Source organism: Nonomuraea fuscirosea (assembly GCF_003001935.1).
In the GTDB taxonomy this organism is placed as follows: domain Bacteria; phylum Actinomycetota; class Actinomycetes; order Streptosporangiales; family Streptosporangiaceae; genus Nonomuraea; species Nonomuraea fuscirosea.
Genome location: NZ_PVNG01000001.1, coordinates 766,081 through 782,390, shown reverse-complemented (window position 1 = coordinate 782,390; position 16,310 = coordinate 766,081). Strand labels below are relative to the sequence as shown.

Below are 16,310 nucleotides of genomic sequence, written 5' to 3'. Positions count from 1 at the left end.
TCAGGCCAGGAAGAAGGACGCGGCCACGGCCAGCAGCGCCAGCAGGAACGAACCGGCCAGCAGCTCGGGCACACGGAAGAGCCGCAGCTTGGCCATGAAGACCTCGCCGGCCGCCAGCAGCACGCCCAGCAGCGCCACCTTGACCACGATCGCGATCACGGCCGCCGCCAGCCCGAGCACGCCCGCGTCCGCGCCCGCGATGCCGAGCGGGAAGAACAGGCTCGCCAGCAGGCCCAGCAGCACCGACAGCCGCATCGCCGACGCCCACTCGATCAGCGCCAGGTCCGGGCCGGCGTACTCCAGCACCATCGCCTCGTGGATCATCGTGAGCTCCAGGTGCGTGGACGGATTGTCCACCGGGATGCGGCCGGTCTCCGCGATCGTGACGATCGCCAGCGCGACCGCGGCCAGCGCGCTCACCGGCGAGATCACCGACAGCGGGTCCCGCGCCGTCGCGGTGACGATCGAGCCCAGGCTGGTGGAGCCGACCCTGATCGACAGCGCGAACACCGACACCAGGATCGTCGGCTCGACCAGCGCCAGCACGGTCATCTCGCGGCTGGCGCCCATCCCGCCGAACGCCGTCCCGGTGTCCAGTGCGCCGAGCGCCAGCGCCACCGAGCCCAGGGCGAGCAGCGCCGTCACCGCGAACAGGTCGGCGACGCCGTCCAGCGGCGAGGCCGTGGTCACCAGCGGCACCACCGCGGCGGCCACCAGCGCCGTGCCGGCCAGTAGGAGCGGCGCGAGGCGGAACACCCAGCCGGTGCCGTGCGGCGAGATCGCCTGCTTGCGCAGCAGTTTGCGCAGGTCCCGCCACGGTTGCGCGATCCCGGCTCCGGCGCGTCCTTCCAGGCGGGCGCGGACCTGCCGCATCACTCCCACTAAGAGCGGGGAGCCGACCGCGATGAGGAGGACCTGGAGCACCGCTCCGACCGTGCCGGTCACCACAGCGCCACCAGGACGAGCAGCGCGCCGGTCAGCGCCCAGAAGCCGTAGCCGAGATAGCGGTGCACGCTGCCGGTGGCCAGGGCGCGCGCCCTGTTCCCGACGGCCGCCGCCGCGGCGATGAGCGGATCGTAGAGGCGGTGCTCGATGCGATCGGGCACCCGTGCCTGGAAACGTACGCGTTCCACCAGATAGGCCGATTCCTTCATCGGGGTGACGTCCACGTCGCTCTCCGGGGCCAGGACGTCGTCGAAGACCCGTTGCAGCGGCTCGGCGAACGAGGTGGCGGTGTACTCCATCCGGGCCGACATGGGCCCGGCGCCGCAGTCCCACAGCCGGGCGGCGCGCCGGGCCCGCCGGGCGGCGGTCAGCCGTACCAGGCCGAGCACGGCCACGACGGCGATCACGAGGGCGGCGGCGATGAGCAGCGGCGAGATCATCCCCGAGACGCCCGCCAGCCGCAGCGTCAGCTCCCCGCTGACGACGTCCCGCCCGGGGAAGACCACACCGACGGCGCGGCCGAGCGCGGGCACGACCAGCGTGGGGGCCAGCGCCAGGACCACGCAGCCCACCGCCGCGAACGTCATCGCGGCCAGCATCGGCGGCGGGCTCTCGCGCGCCGCCTCGGCCTCGGCGCTGCGCGGCCGGGCCAGGAAGCCCACCCCGAACGCCTTGACGAACGTCGCCACGGCCAGCCCGGCCGACAACGCGATCACCCCGACGGCCAGCGGCATCGTCACCGCGCCCGCCACCCCGGCGCCGGGCAGGGCGTGGATCAGGCTCTGCAGCAGCAGCCACTCGCTGACGAAGGCGTTGCCCGGCGGCAGCGCCGAGGCGCACAGCGCGCCGACGGCGAACACGGCGGTGGTGTACGGCAGCCGCGTGCGCAGCCCGCCCAGCGCGTCGAGGTCGCGGGTGCCGGTGGCGTGCAGCACCGAACCGGCCGACAGGAACAGCACCGTCTTGAACGCGGCGTGGTTGACCACGTGGAGAAGGGCCGCGGCGAGGGCGAGCGCGGCCGGCACGGGGAGGTCGGAGACGGCGAAGAAGCCCGCCGCGCCCACGCCGACCAGCACCAGGCCCAGGTTCTCCGTCGTGGAGTAGCCGAGCAGCCGCTTCAGGTCGGAGGTGACCGCCGCCTGGAGGATGCCGTACAGCGCCGACAGCGCGCCGGCCGCCAGCACCAGCAGCCACCACCAGGCCGGCCCGCCGCCCAGCAGGTCCAGCCCGACCCTGATGATCCCGTACGCGCCCAGGTTCACCATCGCCGCGCTCATCAGCGCCGAGACGTGACTCGGCGCCTCCGGATGCGCCCGGGGCAGCCAGACGTGCAGCGGCACGATGCCGGCCTTGGAGGCGAAGCCGGCCGCCGTCGCCAGGAACACGACCGTCGCGGCGCCCGGCGGCAGCTCGGCGGCGCGCAGCTCGGCGAAGCTCTCCCCTGCGGCTCCGGCGGCGAACGCCACCAGCCCGGCCAGGATCGCCACGAGGCCGAGGTGCGTCATGACCGCGTACCACAGCCCGGCCCGGCCCACCTCCGCCCGCCGCCGGTGCTCGGCCAGCACCAGCAGCAGCGACGTCACCGCCATCAGCTCCCAGGTGAGCAGGAACGTGCTCACACTCGCCGCGGCGGGCACCAGCAGCAGGGCCGCCACGAACAGCGGCAGCACGGCCTGGAACAGGCGCCCGTCCAGTCCGTGCGCGCAGTAGCCGATGCCGTAGATCGCCGCGCACACCGTGACCAGCCCGGTGACCGCGACGAACACCCCGCCCAAGGGGTCGATCGCGAGGCGTACCCCGGCCAGCGGCAGCAGGTCCGGCAGCCAGGCCGACCAGCTCGGGCCGGAACCGCCGGCCGGACCACCCGGAGAGACACCAGCGGAAACGCCGGCGGAAACGCCGCCTGAAAGGGCGGCCACTCCCGCCGCCGCTCCCACGGCCCCCGCGACGGCGGTGCACCAGCCGGTCAGCGGCAGCCGCGCCCGCGCCGGAGCCGTCAGGGCGGCCAGCGCGGCGACCGCGCAGCCGGCCAGGGCCGTCACGTACAGGGTGCCGACGAGGTTCATCGGCCGGTCAGCCCGCGCAACGCCGCCACGATCGCCTCGGGACGCGGCGGGCAGCCCGGCACCTCCACGTCCACGTCCACCACGTCACGCACCGCCCCGGCCACGCCGTACGCGCCGGCGAAGACGCCGCAGTCGCGGGCGCAGTCGCCCAGCGCGATCACCAGCCGCGGCTCGGAGACGGCGTCGTGGGTACGGCGCAGCGCCATCTCCATGTTGCGCGTCACCGGCCCCGTCACCATCAGCGCGTCGGCGTGCCGCGGGGAGGCCACCAGCCGCGCGCCGTACCGCTCGGCGTCGTAGACCGGGCCGAACGCGGAGGCGATCTCCACCTCGCAGCCGTTGCACGACCCCGCGTCCACGTGCCTGATCTGCACCGATCCGGCGAGCTCCGCGGCCTGCTCCGGCACCTCGCCGTCCGGGCGCTCCGGGGCGGGCTCCGCCACCCGCCCCGTTCTAACGATCTTGCGCCACATCGTCGTCATCGCCCTCCAGCAGCTCGTTGAGCAGCTCGTTCTGGCCGGACAACTTCTCGGCCAGGAGCTCGCGGGCCGCGCGCAGCAGACCGGCCACCCGGCCGCCGGCCAGCGCGTAGACCACGGTGGTCCCCTCCCGCTGCGCGGTGACCAGGCCGGAGCGGCGCAGCACCGCCAGATGTTGCGACAGCCCGGTGGGCTCCACCTCGATCGCGGCCAGCAGCTCGCGGACCGGCTTCGGGCCGTCCTGCAGCAGCTCCAGCACCCGGATCCGGACCGGATGGCCCAGAAGGCGGAACAGCTCGGCCTTGGCCTCGTACAGCGGCACCGACATCACGGGCCCTCCGCCTCATCCCGCCGTCTCCCCGACACGACCACCCTCACGCCGAAATTCATCAATTACGAATCTTCGCAATTACGATAGCGCACTCATGTAGTGGTCCCGCCCCCTCGCACGCCGTTCGGCGGCGTGACCAAGGGATATGCCCCCTCTCATGGGGTAGCCGTCGGTCAGAGCGAGGTGACAACCATGGCCGAAACCCGCAGCGTGGTCGTCGGCTACGACGGCTCCGACTTCTCGGTCCAGGCTCTGGACTGGGCGCTCGACGAGTGCGAGCTGAGGGGGCTGCCGCTGACGCTGACGCACGCCTGGCGCTGGCCGTACGGCGAGGCGGCCGAGGAGGCCAAGCTGCATCTGCGCAAGGCGGCCGAGCACGTGCTCGCCCACGGCGCCGAATGCGCGCGCTCCACCAGCGCCGTCGACCACGTCATGACCGATCTGTACGAGGGATCCCCCGCCGAGCGCGTCGTCGAGCTGTCGGCCGGCGCGGACCTCGTCGTCGTCGGCTCCCGGGGCCTGGGCGCCCTGGCCAGGTCGCTGGTCGGCTCGGTCGCCGGCTACGTCGCCGCCCACGCGCACTCCCCGGTGATCGTCGTACGCGGCCCCGGCCCGATCCCGGCATCGTCCAGCCCCGGCCCCGTGCTCCTGGGCCTCAGCCCCGCCACGCCGGACGCGGCCCTGCAGTTCGCCTTCGACGAAGCGACCCTGCGCCGGCTTCCGCTCGTGGCCGTGCACGCCGTGCACCTGCAGACCATGGCCTGGGGTGTGGCGATGGCGCCCGTGCCGGACGTCGAGGCCGCCGCCGGGACCGGGCGCGAGCGGATGGAGGAACGCCTGGCCCCCTGGCGCGTCCGGCACACGGAGGTGCGGGTGGAGGGGCACGCCGTCACCGCGCCGGCGAAGGAGGCCCTGCGCACCGCGTCGTGCCGGGCCGGCCTGCTCGTCGTGGGCGCGGAACGGACCCGCCACCACGGCCGGCTGAGCACGGTCGTCAGGGCGATGGTCGAGCACGCCGCCTGCCCCGTCGCCGTCGTCCCCGGCGACCTCCAGGACGGGTGAGAACGACCCGGCGGCTGCACCGGCGACGCCTGGACGGGTGACGGCGCTCCCGCTCAGGACAGGGGGTTCACGCGCCGGGCCGGATCAGGCCGCTCTCGTACGCGAGGATGACGAGCTGCACCCGGTCGCGCACGTTCAGCTTGGCGATGGCCCTGGAGATGTGGGTCTTGGCGGTGAGCGGGCTGATGACGAGGCGCTCGGCGATCTCGTGGTTGGACAGGCCGAGCGCCACGAGCCTGACCGTCTCCCGCTCCCTGGAGGTGAGCGCGGCCAGCCGCTCCCCCGCGGCGGGCGTGAGGTCCTGCCGGTGGGCGAACTGCTCGATGACGCGGCGGGTCACCCCCGGCGACAGGAGCGCGTCCCCGCCGGCCACGGCGGCGACCGCGCGGCGGAGCTCGGCCGGCTCGACCTCCTTGGTGAGGAAGCCGCTGGCTCCGGCGCGCAGGGCGGCGAAGACGTGCTCGTCGGTGTCGAACGTGGTGAGGATGATGACGCGGCTGCTCCGCGTGGCCGGGTCGGTGACGATGCGGCGCGTCGCGGCGATCCCGTCGGTGCCGGGCATGCGGATGTCCATGAGGATCACGTCGGGGCGGGTGCTCGACGCCAGCCGTACGGCCTCGTCGCCGTCCTGGGCCTCGCCGACGACCGTGATGTCCCGTGAACGGGCCAGCAGGCTGCGGAAGCCGGCCCGGACGAGTGCCTGGTCGTCGGCGAGGAGCACCGTGATCGTCATGCCGACGAGCCTGCCACGAGGAGCACCGTGATCGTCACGCCGTCGAGCCTCCTGCCACGGGGATCTCGGCCCGCACGGCGAAGCCGCCGCCGGGTGCGGGCCCGGCGGTGAACGCGCCCCCGAGTGCGCTCACCCGTTCCCGCATGCCGGCCAGGCCGTGGCCCGCGGTGCCCGCGCCTGCACCTGAGGCGCCGCGGCCGTCGTCGGTGATCTCGACGACGATCGAGCGGGGCCCGTAGCCGATCGTCACCGTGACCTCGCTCGCCTCGGCGTGCTTGAGCGTGTTGGCGAGGGACTCCTGGACGACCCGGTGCACGGCGATGGCGGGAATGGCGGTGACGGCGGCCCGGTCGCCGTGCTCCTCGAAGGTCACCTCGAGGCCGGCGGCGCGGGCGTCGGCGACGAGCGTGTCCAGGGAGGCCAGGTCGGCCTGGGGCGCGGTGCCCTCCGGGCCGTCGCGCAGGATCGCGATGAGGGAGCGGAGGTCGGCCATCGCCCGGTTCCTGACGTCCTTGGCCAGGCTCAGCGCGGCGGCGGCCGCGGCCGGATCCTCCTCCAGGGTGTCGGCGGCGACGTTGAGCTGCACGCCGACGACGGCCAGCGTGTGCGCGATGACGTCGTGCACCTCGTGCGAGACGCGCAGCCGTTCCTCGGCGACGCGGGCCCGGTCGTCCGCTTCGCGCAGTTGTTCGCGGCGGCGCGACGCGGCGGCATAGCTGCGGCCCGCGACGATCAGGATCGCGAGGAGCAGCCCTTCCCCGGCGACGTGGACCAGGTAGCGGCTGGGATTGAGGTCCAGGACCAGGCGGAAGTCGATCGCGGAGTGGACCAGCTGGGCCAGGCCGGCGGCGGCCGCCCAGCGCACGTGTGGCGTGGTGGCGGCGGTGAAGTAGGCGACCGCGGCCGGCCAGATCCACCCGGCGGGAGACCAGTGCCCGGTCAGGTGGTAGACGATGACGCCGCCGATCGACAGCAGCAGCACGGTCATCGGCCATCGGCGTCTGACCAGGAGCAGCGCTCCGAGGAACAGCCCGAGGGGGATCGGGCCCGACCAGGGGTTGTGCACCCCGGTCGCGAGGGCCACGGCGACGAAGAAGACCAGGGTGAGGACGGCGAGCGCGAGGTCGGTGATCCGGGCGAGGTGCCGGGCCGGAACGGCTTCGCGGCGTGGAGGTGATGCGGCCATGCGTACGAGGCCTTTTCTCAAGAAGGGAGGCGGGGGCGATGTTCGAGGAGGTGACGGGGCCGGGCCGCGTCGCCCAGATGGCCTGTTGGACGACGCGGCCCGCGACCACGGTTCCCGGAGCCGCGTGAGCCGACGGGTGCAAGGGACCGCGGCGGCTTCGGAAAGGTCGGATCAGACGTGGGTGACGAGCAGGGTCACTCCCGCCTCGCCGCCGCAGTCGACGAAGATGGGACCGACGCCGTTCCCGATCTCCGGTGCGAGGGTCGCCTTCGCCACGAACCCCTTCGCGTCGTCCTTGACGATGCGGATGTCCCGCAGCACGGGGTGCTTCCTGTCCACCCCGGCCAGCACGGCCTTGAGCCCCTTACCGCCGCCGCAGTGGCCGGTGATCGTCACCTTCTGGCCGCGCCTGGTGGTGGGATTGGGGCTCACCTGGACCACCGCCCTGGCGCCCTTCGGCGGCTTCGGCGCGGCCACCTCGGCGGTGCCGGCCCGGACGGATGACGCGCCGGCCTGGGCCCCCGCCGGCGCGCCGGCCGCGACCAGCAGCCCGGCCGTCACGCTCAGCCCGGCGATCGCGGTCATCACTTTCCTGCTCATGGCGACTCCTTCGGTTCTCGTCCGGCTTGTCTCGGGGAGAAACGTTAGGCCGGGCCGAGGCGGGAGCGCGTCGTCCGTTGATCGTCACCTGCCCTTGCTTCGATCGCCGTACGAACTACACCGAACGGAGTAGAACGGTCACCAGGCGCTGGCCTCCACGGTGACGGCCCGTCGCAGCTCCTCGCGCACGGCCTCCAGGAACGTGACCACCTCGGCGGCCACCGAGCGGTGCTGCAGGTCGTTGAGCACGTCGTGGTGGGCGCCGCGCACGACGCCGAGCCGTGCCTGGGGCAGCGTCTCGGCCGCCCGCGTGATCGCGTCCCGGTCCGCCAGCGGGTCGGCGTCCCCTACGAGCAGCAGGTGCGGCACGTCGGCGGTGCTCGCGTACGCCGCGTCCAGCAGGTCCTGCGGCACGGGGCCGGCCAGCGCGCCGCGTTCCACGGCGGTGTCGCCGGTCAGCACGCCGCGGTGGGTCGGGCAGGCGGTCCTGACGTCGAGCTCGTCCTCCCACCCGCCGCCGGCCTGCGACCCGCCGCCGGGCAGCCCGGCCAGTACGACCGCCTGCGGCCACCACACCGCCGAAGGGGAGGCCGTGGCGAGCAGGGCGGCGATTCCAGCCGCGCCCAGGTCTGACCCCACCAGCACCAGCGGGCGCGGCAGCCCGTCCGTCGTCTCGGCCCCGAGGTCCCCGACGGCCTCGGACAGCCCCCGGGCGAGAGCTTCCAGGAAGGGAGCGACGCGAGCCGGAGCGGCAGCCGCGCCGACGGCCGTGCCGGTGACCGGGTCGGTGACCGGGTCGGTGACCGGGTCGGTGACCGGGTCGGTGACCGGGTCGGTAGCCGGCAGGTTCACGATGCGGACCCGGTAGGCGTCGTAGGCGAGCCGCGCTCCGAACCGCCCGTACGTCGCGGGTGTCTCGCCGCGGCCGGGCACCACGAGGATCGTGCCCCTGGTCCGCAGCCCGGCGGGAGCGTGGAAGTCGGTGGTCTGCGTCATGTCGTGCTCCAGGGTTCAGGGGTGGGCGGTGAGGCCGCGCACTTCGGCGCGCAGGGCCCGGCGCAGCTCGGGGTCGGGCGGCTCGGCGTCCCCGATCGACGGCACGGACGTCACGAGCAGCCGGGTGTACGGATGCCGCGGCGCCAGGAAGATCTCCTCCGTGGTCCCCGTCTCCACCACCTGCCCGTGGTACAGCACGACGACCCGATCGGCCACGCCGCCGAGCGAGCCGAGGTCGTGCGTGATCAGCAGCACGCCGAGGTCGCGGGTCTCGCGCAGGCGGAGCAGGAGTTCGAGGATCGTGATGCGGGTCGAGGCGTCGAGGGCGCTGACGGGCTCGTCACAGATGAGCAGCCGCGGATCGACGGCGACGGCGCGGGCGATGGCCACGCGCTGCCGCTGGCCGCCCGACAGCTCGCCGGGATGCCGGGGCAGCAGGCCGGGCGGCAGGGAGACGAGCCGGGCGACCTCTCGCGCGGCCTCGCGCAGCTCGGCGCGGGAGTGCCCGCCGCGCACGGCGAGGCCCTCGATCAGCGTGTCGAACACGGTGCGTTCGGGGTCGAGGCTGCGCAGCGGGTCCTGGAAGACGTACTGGGCGGCGCCGCCGCGGCGGAAGGCCCGCAGCGCGCTCCTGCGCAGCCCGCTCACCTCGCGCCCGTCGATCGCGATCGAGCCGCTGTGGGCCCGCACCAGCCCGAGCACGGCGCGGGCGAGCGTGGTCTTCCCCGAGCCGGTCTCGCCGATAAGTCCGACGATCTCGCCCGGCGCCACCGTGAGGTCGACGCCGTGCAGGATCTCCGTCCGCCCGCGGCCTCGCCCGAGCGCGACGTGCAGTCCGGTGACGTCGAGCAGCGCGGTCATCGGCGGCTCCCCTGTTCGCGCACCCGGTCGATGCCGAAGCGCTCGTGGTCGCGGATCAGCTCGCGCGTGTACGGATGGCGCGGCCCGCGCAGCACCCGCCGGGTGGGTCCCTCCTCGACCACGGCGCCGTCGCGGAAGACGTACACGGTCTCGCACAGCTGCGCGATCACGGCCAGGTCGTGCGAGACGACCATGAGCGTGAGGCCACGGTCGCGGCACAGTTCGGACAGGAGCTCCAGCACCTCGGCCTGCACGGTCACGTCGAGGGCCGTGGTCGCCTCGTCGGCGATCAGCAGTTCCGGCTCGGCGGTGATCGCCATCGCGATCAGCACCCGCTGCAACATCCCGCCCGACAGCTCGAACGGGTACTGCGCGTAGACGTGCTCGGGGCGGCGCAGCCCCATGGCGTGCAGCAGTTCGACGGCCCGTTCCCGCGCCGCCCGGCGGGCCAGCCCGACCTTGACCCGGAGCACCTCGGCGAGCTGCGCCCCGACGGTGATCGACGGGTTGAGGTAGGAGGCGGGGTCCTGGAAGACGGCCGCGAGGTGGGTGCCGCGCAGGCGGGCTCGCCTGGCCGCCGGCAACGCGGTCAGCTCGGTGTCCCCGAGGCTGATCCGGCCGCCGGTGACCTCGACGCCGGCGGGCAGCAGGCCCAGGACGGCGCGGCAGGTCAGCGTCTTGCCGCTGCCGGACTCGCCGACCAGCCCGACGGCCGAGCCGCGGGGCACGTCCAGGTCCACGCCGCGGACGACCTCGGTGCCGTCGGCGACGCTGACGCGCAGCCCGCGTACCGACAGAAGGGGCTCGCTCACGGCGTCCGCGACCGTGCGGACCGCCGTCGCGGAGTCAGGTGAGACGGACACGGGCGGCTCCTCCTCTCCCGCGCGTCCGCGCGCGGCCGTGGTCGCCGCCGGCGTCCCTGATCGCGTCGGCGAGCAGGTTGAGCGCGCCGACGGTGGCCATGATGAACAGGGACGGGAACACCGGCCCGTACGGCCGCTGCGTCAGGTAGCCGAGGTCGCTGGCGACGATGCCGCCCCAGGTGGGCTCGGGCGGCACGACGCCGATGCCGAGGAAGGTCAGCGACGAGACGATCAGCAGGCCGCCCGCGGTGGCGTTCGCGGTGCTCACGACGAGCGTGGGCAGGATCTTCGACCACACGTGCGTGCGCAGCACCCGCCAGGTGGAGGCGCCGAACAGCTGCGCGGCGGTCACGTACTGCGCGTTCGCGTGACTGAGGGCGGCGGCCCTGGTGATGCGGTAGAACGACGGCGCGAGCAGGATCCCGACGGCGATCATCGCCTGGTGGACGGCGTTGCCGAGCAGCGCGGCCACCGCGATGGCGAAGATCAGGAAGGGCAGCGCGATGAGCCCGTCCATCACCCGCAGCGTGATCCACTCATAGGCGCGACCGAGGTGGACGGAGGTGATGCCGGGGACGACGCCGATGACGAGCCCAATGCCGACGGCCTCGAAGGCGGTGAGCACCGAGGCGGGCGCGCCGGCCAGGACCCGGCTGAGCACGTCGCGGCCGAGGTAGTCGGTGCCGAACCAGTGCGCCGCGCTCGGCGGCATGAGGATGTCGGCGCCGTTGCGCAGCGGGTCGTACGGCGCGAGGAAGGGCCCGATCGCGGCGAGCAGGAGCACGGCCGCCAGCACGGCCGCGGCGATGGCGCCCGCGCGGGTGCGCAGGGCGTCGGTGACGGTCCTCATATCTCCCTCCGTGCGGCGGGGCGCAGCTTGACCAGCAGGACGTTGACGAGCGCGGACGAGACCAGCACGACGCCGATCGTGACGAGCAGGGCCCCTTGCACGACGGGCACGTCACCTCCGAGCGCCGCGGTCTTGGTGAGCTCGCCGATGCCGGGCAGCGCGAACACGGTCTCGACGATGACGGCTCCGCCGATGAGCCGGGGCACGTGCATGCCGAGCACGGCGACCGCGGGTCCCGCGCCGTTGCGCAGGGCGTGGACCAGCACGATGCGCCACCCCGGCAGGCCGCGCACCCGCGCCCCGACGACGTAGTTCTCGTGCAGGGTGTCGGCCAGCCCGGTCCGCAGCTGGCGGGCGACGTCGGCGGCGGCGTCCAGGCTCAGCGCCACGCACGGCAGCACGAGGAAGCTCGCCCAGGTCGGCAGCCCGTCGGAGGCGGGCGCCCAGCCTCCCGACGGCAGCACGGGCACCAGCAGCGAGAACACCGTGATGAGGGCGATGGCGGCGACGAACCCGGGCACGGTCGCCAGCACGGAGGTGACGACCGTGACGGCGCGGTCCAGCCGGCCGCCCTGCCTGACGGCGGCGAGGACGCCGAAGACGCCGCCGAGCACGACGGCGATGAGCAGCGCCCCGGCGGCCACGGACAGGCTCACCGGCAGCCGCTCGGCGATGCTCCGCGCCACGGGGATCCTGGTGAACCAGGAGGCGCCGAGGTCGCCGTGCAGGGCGTCCCACAACCACAGCGCGTAGCGCGCGAGCAGCGGCCGGTCCAGCCCGAAGACCTCGCGCATCCGCGCCACGTCGGCCGGAGTGGCGGAGTCGCCGAGCACGACCGAGGCGGGGTCCTGATCCGTCAGCCCGCCGAGCATGAAGGTGATGAAGGTGGAGACGAGCAGCACGGGGACCGCGATCAGCAGCGCCCGGCCGAGGGCGGCGACGCTCCGCGCGACCAGCGTGGTCACTTCTCCACCCAGACGCCCTCGAAGCGCTGGATGTCCACCCAGTTCCGCAGGCCGTGCACCTTGGGGCTGTGCGCGGCGAAGCGCGTCACCGTGAACAGGAACACGTTCGGCATGTTCGTCACCGCGATCTTGGTGGCCTGCTGGATCGCCGCCGGGTAGGCGGGGTCGGTCAGCGGGTGACCGCTCGCCCTGGCGACCGCGCCGGGCAGCGCCTCGGGGGTGCTCTTGCCCAGGTTCATCAGCCCCTGCGCGCCGAACAGCACCTGCAGCGCCTGGACCGGCGACTGGCGGGCGTTGAACTGGTCGAGCACGAACGGGTACCTGCGGGTGATGTAGTTGTTGACCCCCGGCGTCTGGACGGTGAGTGTCGTGCGAATGCCGGCGGCGTTCAGCTGCTGCTGGATCAGCTCGCCGACCGGGTCGTCCGCCCTGCCCAGCGCGAGCTGGACGTCCACGCCGTCGGGGTATCCCGCCTCGGCCAGCAGCCGCTTCGCGGCGGCCACGTCGTGCGGGTGCAGGTTGTCGAGCTCCGGGTTGTGGGCCACGTAACCCTTGGGGAACGGCTGCCAGACCGGCTGGCCGTAGCCGAAGTTGGCCGCCTTGACCAGCGCCTGCCGGTCGATCGCCGTACTGATCGCCTGGACGACCTTGGGGTGGTCGAACGGCTTGACGGTGTTGTTCACGTCGAGGACCCGCACCGGCAGCACGTCGGTCGCCTCGACCGGGAATCCGGCCGCCTCGACCCCGCCGACCTGCGACGCGGTGAGGTCGGCGACGTCGAACTGACCCGAGTTGAGCCCCGCCACCGCGACGGACGGGTCGGGCGTCGGCTTGAGGACGAAGTTCGTGACGAGGATCTCGTCCGCGTTCCAGAACGCCGGGTTCCGCACCAGCGTCGCCTGCGACCCGGGCACATAGGTCTTCAGGATGAACGGGCCGGCGCCGACGGGCTGGACGGCCAGCTCGGCCGGGTCCTTCGCCGCCGCCGGGCTGACGATCTGCCCGGTCTTGCCGGACAGCAGCAGCGGAATCTGGTAGTCCACCTGGGTGAGGTGCAGCGTCACGTCGGTGGCGCCGTCGGCGGTGATGCGCTCGACCGTGACCAGTTGCGGCGCGATCGTCGAGTCCTTCGCGGTCTTGCCGCGTTCCAGGCCGGCCTTGACGGCGGCGGCGTCGAGCTTCGTGCCGTCGGAGAAGGTCAGGCCGGGGCGGAGGTGGAAGGTGACCGAGCGGCCGTCCTTCGCGTACGTCCACGACTCGGCCAGGCCGGGCTTGGCCTCGCCCTTCTCGTCCACCTCGGTGACCGCCTCGTAGACGAGGGTGAGGGCGTGGACGTCGTTGCCGACCGCGGAGGTCACCGGGTCCCAGGTCGAGGGCAGCGACCAGCCCCAGGTCAGGGTGTCGCCGCGCTGGCCGGCGGCGGCCACCGCGGTGCCGTCGGAGGAGGCCGCGCCGCCGACGGACGCCCGGGAGGCGCAGCCGGCCAGCAGCAGCACCGCGAGGCCGGCGACGCCGGCGGCCCTGACCGCCTCGCCCACCCTCATCGGCCCCGCCCCGTGGCGACGGGGCTCTCCTCGCGGGCCGCGGCGCCGGCGCGCAGCAGCGGAACGAGTTCCCTGCCCCACTCGCGCACGTCCGCCAGCGGGTCGAACCCGCGGATGAGGAAGGCGCGGACGCCCAGGTCGTAGTACTTCAGCAGCGCGTCGGCGACCTGCGCGGGCGTGCCGACGAGGGCGGTGGAGTTGCCGCCCCCGTCGCTCAGCCGGGTGACGCCGAACCAGAGCCGCTCGTCGTGCACGAGCTTCTCGGCCGCCTCCTCCTTCAGCCGCTTCGCGCCGACCGCGGTGTTCTCGCCGCGCCCGATCCGCCACGCCGCGTTGCCCTTGCCGGCGAGGTTGTCCTCGAAGGCGCGGCGGATGCCGTCGGCCTTCTCCCAGGCCGCGTCCTCCGTCTCGGCCACGATCGGGCGCACGGACAGGGAGAAGCCGATCTCGCGGCCGTGCCGCGCGGCCTCGGCGCGGATCACCTCGATGCGGTCGCGCGTCTGCGCCAGGGGCTCGCCCCACAGGGCGTAGACGTCGGCCCACCGGCCGCCCACCCTGATCGCGTCGTCGGACTGCCCGCCGAAGAAGATCGGCACCTCCCCCCGGGGCTTGACCGAGCTGAACACGCCCTCGAAGCGGTAGAACTCGCCCTCGTGGTCGAACGGCTCGTCGGCGGTGAGGGTGCGCCTGAGCACGTCGATGAACTCCGCGGTGCGCCGGTAGCGGGCCCGCTTGTCCGCGAAGTCCCCGTCGCGCCGCTGGTCGGTGTCGCTGCCGCCGGTGATGTGGTGGATGGCCACGCGGCCGGCGCCGGTGAGGTTGTCCAGCGTGGCCAGCTTGCGCGCGGTCAGGGTGGGCTGGATGAATCCGGGCCGCTGGGCGATGAGCACGCCCAGGCGCTCGGTGCTGTAGAGCACGTGGGCGGCCGCGGCGAAGCCCTCGGGCGAGCTGGCGCTGTGGGCGATGAGCGCGCGGTCGAAACCGGCCTCCTCGTGGGCTCGGGCGAAGTCGGCGAGGTAGCCGGGGTCGACGACGGGTCCCCGCCAACCGGCGCTTTCCGAGCCGTAGGCGGTCGAGACCATCCCCAGGATCTGGATCGACAAGGTGCGAACCTTTCAACGTGTGGACTGAGGCCGCGTCGGCCGCGTTCGGTGTGCTTTCGGTGGCGCTCTCGGTAGGCGCCTTCGGTGGGCGCCTTCGGCGGCGCCTTCGGTGGGCGCTGAGGTCACACCGCCGCCGACGGCCGGCCGGTGCACACTCGTCAGCCTGCGGTGTCACCCGCCGGACTGTCCAACGACGCTTTCTAATCACGGCTCATCACGTCGCGTGATAAATACCCTTACATCAGGTAGGAATAATAGGTATACTCCAGGACATGAACCGTACGCTGGACATCGCTCCGTTGCGCAGCTTCGTCGCTGTCGCCGACACCGGCGGCTTCCAGCGCGCCGCCGACGCCCTGCACCTCAGCCAGGGAGCGGTGAGCCAGCACGTCCGCCGGCTGGAGTCCGCGATCGGCCGCCCGCTGGTGGAGCGGCGCGGCCGCGGCTCCCGGTTCACCGCCGACGGCGAGAAGCTGCTCGGCCTGGCGCGCAACCTCCTGGCGCTGCACGACGAAGGGCTGCGCAGCTTCGGCCACGAGGCCCGCGGGACGATCGTCATCGGCTCGACCGAGCACGCCGCCGCCCAGCTGCTGCCGCACCTGGCCACCGCGCTCGACGCGCCGGCGCCCCGGTACGGGGTCAAGTTCCGGATCGACCGCGGGACCAAGCTCCGCGAGAGCTTCGCGACAGGGCGCATCGACCTGGCCCTGCTCATCGGCCCCGCCGACGACCCGCGCGCCACCGCGGTCGGCGACCTGATGCTCACCTGGTACTCCGCTCCCGGATGGACGGCGCCGAGGCGGGGCGAGCCGCTGCCCGTCGTCGCCTTCGACGATCCCTGCGCCCTGCGCGACCGGGCTCTCGTGACCCTGGCGCACCACTCGATCCCGGCCGCCATCGCCGCCGAGGCCAACCAGCTGGCCGGGGTGCAGGCCGCCGTCAGCGCGGGCGCGGGCGTGGCGCTGCTGGCGACGCTCGGGCAGACCCCTGTGGGCCTCGTTCCTCGCGACGACCTGCCGCGGCCGAGCCCGCTGCCGCTGGCGTTGTGGACCCGGCAGGGCGTCGCGCCGACGGTCTCCGGCCGCGTGTCGGACACGCTGCGCGCCCTGCTGTCGGCACCGGTCCTGACCAAGGTGCCGGCCCACGACTTCGCCCTCGCCAAAGGAGCATGATGCCCGTTCACCCGTCCGACCCGACCGGCCCCGGCCTGGTCCGAGACCCGTCCGACGCTACCGGCGCCCGCCTGGTCCGCACGCCCAGCGGTGTGCTCGTGCCCGCCGGCGTCGACCCGTTCCACCGCACCCTGCACCACGTCGCGCCGAGCGGCCTGATCGGGCGGACCTCGCAGACCTCGGGGATGACGCGGGTCGAGGCGATCAGCGGCAAGACGGTCGGCGCCAGGAACCTCTGGATGGGACAGACGCACGTCACCGCGGCCACGGCGTCGGGCGACCACCACCACGGGGCGTCCGAGACCGCGATCTACGTCGTGTCCGGGCATCCCGTCTTCGTCTTCCTCGACGTGGAGGGCCACGAGCCGGTGGAGCACCGGATCGAGACCGGTCCCGGCGACTACGTCTTCGTGCCGCCGTTCGTCCCGCACCGCGAGGAGAACCCCGACCCGGACACCGAGGCCGTCGTCGTCATCGCCCGCACGACCCAGGAGGCGATCGTGGTCAACCTCGACGGGCTCGACTGGTCCGGCGTCGAGCTCCGCTGAGCCGGC

17 protein-coding genes are annotated in these 16,310 nt (G+C 73.7%); 3 read left to right on the top strand and 14 right to left on the bottom strand.

Features of this window, described 5'->3' with window-relative positions:
• From B0I32_RS03475 to B0I32_RS03460, 4 genes are read right to left on the bottom strand one after another with little or no spacing between them, the layout of a single operon-like run.
• A complete protein-coding gene (locus tag B0I32_RS03475; RefSeq protein WP_245955538.1) occupies positions 1-945 on the bottom strand; it encodes a respiratory chain complex I subunit 1 family protein in 945 nt (314 codons plus the stop codon).
• Positions 942-3,011 carry a proton-conducting transporter transmembrane domain-containing protein gene (locus B0I32_RS03470; protein ID WP_106234748.1) on the bottom strand — a complete coding sequence of 690 codons (2,070 nt, stop codon included), beginning with the start codon at positions 3,009-3,011 and terminating at the stop codon, positions 942-944. The genes B0I32_RS03475 and B0I32_RS03470 overlap by 4 nt, the downstream gene beginning before the upstream one ends.
• The gene (locus B0I32_RS03465) at positions 3,008-3,493 is read right to left on the bottom strand and encodes an NADH-quinone oxidoreductase subunit B family protein (protein ID WP_106234746.1); all 486 of its coding nucleotides are present in this window, start codon (positions 3,491-3,493) and stop codon (positions 3,008-3,010) included. The genes B0I32_RS03470 and B0I32_RS03465 overlap by 4 nt, the downstream gene beginning before the upstream one ends.
• Positions 3,465-3,818, bottom strand: a complete 354-nt coding sequence (locus B0I32_RS03460) for an ArsR/SmtB family transcription factor (RefSeq protein WP_106234744.1) — start codon at positions 3,816-3,818, stop codon at positions 3,465-3,467. The genes B0I32_RS03465 and B0I32_RS03460 overlap by 29 nt, the downstream gene beginning before the upstream one ends.
• 195 nt (positions 3,819-4,013) lie before the next feature.
• Here B0I32_RS03460 and B0I32_RS03455 point away from each other — a divergent pair, with 195 nt between their 5' ends.
• Positions 4,014-4,883 carry a universal stress protein gene (locus B0I32_RS03455; protein WP_106234743.1) on the top strand — a complete coding sequence of 290 codons (870 nt, stop codon included), beginning with the start codon at positions 4,014-4,016 and terminating at the stop codon, positions 4,881-4,883.
• A gap of 67 nt (positions 4,884-4,950) precedes the next feature.
• On the opposite strand, the gene B0I32_RS03450 is transcribed toward B0I32_RS03455, so the two are convergent.
• From B0I32_RS03450 to B0I32_RS03405, 10 genes are all read right to left on the bottom strand, one after another.
• Positions 4,951-5,616 carry a response regulator gene (locus B0I32_RS03450; RefSeq protein ID WP_106234741.1) on the bottom strand — a complete coding sequence of 222 codons (666 nt, stop codon included), beginning with the start codon at positions 5,614-5,616 and terminating at the stop codon, positions 4,951-4,953.
• A 34-nt stretch (positions 5,617-5,650) separates the two neighbouring features.
• The gene (locus B0I32_RS03445) at positions 5,651-6,802 is read right to left on the bottom strand and encodes a sensor histidine kinase (protein WP_106234740.1); all 1,152 of its coding nucleotides are present in this window, start codon (positions 6,800-6,802) and stop codon (positions 5,651-5,653) included.
• Between the two features lie 171 nt (positions 6,803-6,973).
• Entirely contained in the window at positions 6,974-7,402 is a 429-nt protein-coding gene (locus B0I32_RS03440) for a hypothetical protein (protein ID WP_106234738.1), read from the bottom strand.
• Between the two features lie 138 nt (positions 7,403-7,540).
• Complete coding sequence (locus tag B0I32_RS03435) at positions 7,541-8,398, bottom strand: alpha/beta hydrolase (RefSeq protein WP_106234737.1); 858 nt, start codon at positions 8,396-8,398, stop codon at positions 7,541-7,543.
• Between the two features lie 15 nt (positions 8,399-8,413).
• On the bottom strand, positions 8,414-9,259 hold the full coding sequence (locus tag B0I32_RS03430; RefSeq protein ID WP_106234735.1) for an ABC transporter ATP-binding protein: 846 nt from the start codon (positions 9,257-9,259) through the stop codon (positions 8,414-8,416).
• Entirely contained in the window at positions 9,256-10,122 is an 867-nt protein-coding gene (locus tag B0I32_RS03425) for an ABC transporter ATP-binding protein (RefSeq protein WP_106234734.1), read from the bottom strand. The genes B0I32_RS03430 and B0I32_RS03425 overlap by 4 nt, the downstream gene beginning before the upstream one ends.
• Positions 10,106-10,972 carry an ABC transporter permease gene (locus B0I32_RS03420; RefSeq protein WP_106234732.1) on the bottom strand — a complete coding sequence of 289 codons (867 nt, stop codon included), beginning with the start codon at positions 10,970-10,972 and terminating at the stop codon, positions 10,106-10,108. Before B0I32_RS03420 ends, B0I32_RS03425 begins: the two co-directional genes overlap by 17 nt.
• Entirely contained in the window at positions 10,969-11,937 is a 969-nt protein-coding gene (locus B0I32_RS03415; RefSeq protein WP_219911625.1) for an ABC transporter permease, read from the bottom strand. The genes B0I32_RS03420 and B0I32_RS03415 overlap by 4 nt, the downstream gene beginning before the upstream one ends.
• On the bottom strand, positions 11,934-13,481 hold the full coding sequence (locus B0I32_RS03410; protein WP_146178022.1) for an ABC transporter substrate-binding protein: 1,548 nt from the start codon (positions 13,479-13,481) through the stop codon (positions 11,934-11,936). Before B0I32_RS03410 ends, B0I32_RS03415 begins: the two co-directional genes overlap by 4 nt.
• The gene (locus B0I32_RS03405) at positions 13,478-14,584 is read right to left on the bottom strand and encodes an LLM class flavin-dependent oxidoreductase (RefSeq protein ID WP_181306942.1); all 1,107 of its coding nucleotides are present in this window, start codon (positions 14,582-14,584) and stop codon (positions 13,478-13,480) included. Before B0I32_RS03405 ends, B0I32_RS03410 begins: the two co-directional genes overlap by 4 nt.
• 272 nt (positions 14,585-14,856) lie before the next feature.
• Here B0I32_RS03405 and B0I32_RS03400 point away from each other — a divergent pair, with 272 nt between their 5' ends.
• Together B0I32_RS03400 and B0I32_RS03395 are read left to right on the top strand one after the other, a co-directional pair.
• Positions 14,857-15,756 carry a LysR family transcriptional regulator gene (locus B0I32_RS03400; RefSeq protein ID WP_106234729.1) on the top strand — a complete coding sequence of 300 codons (900 nt, stop codon included), beginning with the start codon at positions 14,857-14,859 and terminating at the stop codon, positions 15,754-15,756.
• Positions 15,753-16,304: a cupin domain-containing protein gene (locus tag B0I32_RS03395; RefSeq protein WP_245955536.1), complete on the top strand. Its 552-nt coding sequence runs from the start codon at positions 15,753-15,755 to the stop codon at positions 16,302-16,304. Before B0I32_RS03400 ends, B0I32_RS03395 begins: the two co-directional genes overlap by 4 nt.
• Positions 16,305-16,310: the final 6 nt, after the last annotated feature.